Source organism: Vibrio sp. V03_P4A6T147, from assembly GCF_002241085.1.
Lineage (GTDB): Bacteria > Pseudomonadota > Gammaproteobacteria > Enterobacterales > Vibrionaceae > Vibrio > Vibrio anguillarum.
This window is the reverse complement of record NZ_NDIO01000277.1, coordinates 1-3,341: the sequence shown is the minus strand read 5'-3', so window position 1 is coordinate 3,341 and position 3,341 is coordinate 1. Positions and strand designations below refer to the sequence as shown.

The window sequence follows — 3,341 nt, the reverse complement described above, 5'->3', positions numbered from 1 at the left end:
TCCATTGATAACTTCGCGACATTCCATCGGTGTAAACTATTAATAATTCAGTCACTTGGGTAAGTATAGAGAAAAATAAGATTTACGAAACCCCAAGCTGCAATTATAACGAAACAACTTGGCATTGCTGGTAAGTGGTGCGTCTCAATAAGAACTGGTAACTTTGTGGTTTTAGGAACGAAACGTATAGAAAACGCCGCGATGAGATAAAAAGCCCCGCCATGCAGGGCTCCACCAGCTTCAGCCATCTGTGGTAATTTGGCTGATCAGCTCTTTTTCTACCTGCTCGGCCATTTCAAGAGCAATTTGGCACGTTCCAGCCGCTTGATGGCCTCCACCACCATATTTGAGCATTAATCCGCCTACATTGGTTTTCGAGCCACGATCAAAAATAGATTTCCCCGTAGCAAACACGATATTTTGCTTCTGAAAGCCCCACATTTTGTGAATCGAGATATTACACTGGGGAAATAAGGCATAAATGATAAACCGATTCCCCGCGTAAATAATTTCTTCGCCCGTCAAATCAAGAATGACAAGGTTTTTATAGACTTTGGCACAACGTTGAATCTGCTGTTTAGATAGAATTTCATGCTCACGGTACAAAGTAACGCGCTCTTGAACGTCCGGCAGAGCAAGAATCTCAGCAATGGAGTGGTTCGCACAGTAGTCGATGAGATCCATCATTAACTGATAATTGGAGATACGAAATTCATGGAAGCGCCCTAAACCTGTTCTTGCATCCATCAGGAAATTCAGTAAATTCCATCCCGCAGAATCAAGCACTTCATCCCGAGTAAACTGCGCGGAGTCACCTTTGTCGACAGCAATCAGCATCTCTTGCCACTGAGAGGGAAACGTATCCAGTCCGCCATAATATTGCCATACTACATGCGCGGCAGACGGCGCGTTTGGATCAATAATATGATTCGGCCTTTCACCTTGATTGCGAATAGTTTCCGATAAGTGATGATCAAAAATTAAGTGAGCATTAGCGACGTAAGGCAGGTTAGTGACAATGTCACGCTCAGTTGTCGTCACCTTCCCATCTTGCATATCCTTTGGGTGAACAAATACGATCTCGTCAATTAGGTTGAGTTTTTTGAGCAACACGGCACAAACCAGCCCATCAAAATCGCTGCGTGTCACTAATCTAAATTTACTTTCAGCTTGTTGATGCTCAGACATAGACAATTTCCTTATTAGCAGTCATATCACTGCTCGGCGTGGGTTTAAGCAGTGTTTTGTATATCAGATCCTGAGTTAACACCTTTTAGGTTTACCAATGCAGGTGGTATGTTTTCATTTTAGACGCCATCGTCTTTTTAACAAACTTAACACAATGGTTTTTAAACATTATTCAACACAGCGCATCATTTTATTGAGCAAATATCGAATAAAGTAATGAGGAATGAAGACTGCTGTTACAACTAGGGAATTGGAGGTAAGAAAAAGCCAGCAACAAGTGCTGGCTGTTAGGTTGAGCTAAGAAGTGAGGTATCTCTATTTACGTTTATCCTGCACGTACTTTCGGCTCACATCAACAAGCGCTACATCTTTAAAGAAACTACGACCAAGTAACAGTGGATAAGTCAGATGTGTACGATCGGCAAGCGTAAATTCGGTTCTCTCTTTGAGATCACCAATTTCAATCCAAGCGACAACGACCGCACGTCTTTGTGTACCCTCTGCACTGGATTGCCGAATTCTGACCCAGCGTTCAACAGGTAAACTTATCTCATCACTTTTGATGTCATCGTGTTCAATCCTGAACTTGACCCAATCATTTCCATCGCGTTCAAAAGCAACAACATCCACGGCACTAATTGAAGAGGTGGCCGCTCCGGTATCGATACGCGCTTTGAAGCTTTCGTTCAAACTCGGCACATAAACCCACTCTTTTTCGCCCAAAATAAGCTTACCATCAGAGGTTTTTTTGGCCTTCACCACAACCACTGGCTCTTTCGAGGGTTTTTCAACCGGTTTTTGTGCCTCAGTATTTTGTTGTTTTGGCTCTTCAACTTTTGGCTTTTGCTCTGGTTGTGTTGAGGTTTGGTTTAGCGTACTACATGCCATCAAACCAATACTCAACATTAAAAGAGCAATAAGTTTCAAGTGTTGTTTCATTGACCCACCTAATCAAACTGATAAATATTTAAGAGACATTCACTATGGCTTGAGCAACATACGGAATATGTTGTTCTGATAAGCCTGCAATGTTAATTCGGCCATCACCTACCCCATAGATTCCATATTGATCACGTAGCTGAGCCATCTGTTCTGGAGTAAAGCCTAGCACAGTAAACATCCCTTTGTGACTTTCGATAAAATCGAATTGTGAAGTATTGTGCTGATTTCTCAAATGATTACACAAGGTTTGACGCAGGTTTAACAAACGCTGTTGCATTTCACTTAACTCTTGCTTCCAAATCGCGGTTAATGCTTGATTTTGTAAAATAGTTTTCACCAGTGCAGCACCATGATCGGGCGGCATAGTATAGGTCGAACGGGCTAACGTTAGTAATTTACCTTTTGCATTCGCTACATCTTGTGTGTTTTTACCGACAACAATCGCGGCGCCAGTTCGTTCTCGGTAGAGACCAAAGTTCTTTGAACAAGAGGTGGTGATCAACATCTCTTCGACGTTGTTTGCCATAAAACGCAGCCCTTTCACATCCTCTTCAAGACCTTCACCAAACCCTTGGTAGGCAACATCAACAAAAGGGATGAAGCCATTTTTCTGCGCAAGACTGGTGATCGCTTGCCATGCGGCGAAATCAATATCCGCGCCAGTTGGGTTATGGCAGCAACCATGGATAAGCACCACATCTTTTGGCCCTGCTTGCGATAAATCATCAAGCATCCGTGCAGTATCGACTTGTTTAGTCTCGCGACAGAAGTAAGAATAATATTTCACTTTTAAACCCGCCGCTTCCATCACAGGTTTATGATTGACGTAACTTGGGTCAGTAATCCACACCGTCGTTTCTGGTTGTGCTACGTGCATTAAGTCACCGAGCATACGCAGCGCACCGCTTGCTCCGGGCGTTTGAATCGCAGCCACACGATCAAGCACTGAAGTGCCAGACAATAATAAGTTCACCATGCTTTGGTTAAACTCTTCACACCCAGCAAGCCCAACATACGATTTAGTGGTTTGTGTGGCAATCACGTGCTCTTGCGCTTTGGCAATGGCGCGCATAATCGGCGTCTCTCCTTGGCTATTACGATAAACGCCAATGCCTAGGTCAACTTTTTCGCTGCGAGGATCGTTGCGGTATGCAACCGATAATGAAAGTATTGGATCGAGTGTTGGTGTTGGTAAATGTGAAAACATGAAG

At 43.4% G+C, this 3,341-nt stretch carries 3 protein-coding genes; all 3 read right to left on the bottom strand.

The genetic code is table 11. The annotated features are described in order from the left end of the window. Positions 1-240: 240 nt before the first annotated feature. Positions 241-1,188: an exopolyphosphatase gene (locus B9J84_RS10865; RefSeq protein ID WP_038148427.1), complete on the bottom strand. Its 948-nt coding sequence runs from the start codon at positions 1,186-1,188 to the stop codon at positions 241-243. 315 nt (positions 1,189-1,503) lie between these two features. After that, positions 1,504-2,127: an ATP-dependent zinc protease gene (locus tag B9J84_RS10860; RefSeq protein WP_094124118.1), complete on the bottom strand. Its 624-nt coding sequence runs from the start codon at positions 2,125-2,127 to the stop codon at positions 1,504-1,506. A 28-nt stretch (positions 2,128-2,155) separates the two neighbouring features. Then, on the bottom strand, positions 2,156-3,337 hold the full coding sequence (locus B9J84_RS10855) for an amino acid aminotransferase (RefSeq protein WP_094124120.1): 1,182 nt from the start codon (positions 3,335-3,337) through the stop codon (positions 2,156-2,158). Between the last annotated feature and the right edge of the window lie 4 nt (positions 3,338-3,341).